The sequence below is a fragment of the Undibacterium sp. RTI2.2 genome (genome assembly GCF_035018705.1).
Taxonomy (GTDB): Bacteria; Pseudomonadota; Gammaproteobacteria; order Burkholderiales; family Burkholderiaceae_D; genus Undibacterium.
In genome coordinates, this window is record NZ_JASJXN010000162.1 from 1 (window position 1) to 240 (window position 240).

Below are 240 nucleotides of genomic sequence, written 5' to 3' on the forward strand. Positions count from 1 at the left end.
GATGATCGGACTTAAGATTTCTGAGTCAATTTATTTGGTAGAGGTCATTCAAAAAAAGACGCAAAGTAATCTTTCTTACAATGCGTCTTTGTAGCATTTCATGGATGCTAGGGCCTCACGGCCAAGTAGTTGATTTGTCCATTTATATAGCGTCGTCCTGTCCACGTCCAGCTTTTGTGCAACTACTTGCGCGCTTTCTTGTCGTGTGCAAAGTTCAATGACCGCTGCCTGCTTGAACTC

Annotated in this window: 1 pseudogene; it reads right to left on the minus strand. The window is 43.3% G+C overall.

From position 1 onward, the window contains the following. Positions 1-96 precede the first annotated feature (96 nt). Positions 97-240: pseudogene (locus tag QN395_RS21550) on the minus strand (transposase); the annotation flags it as partial.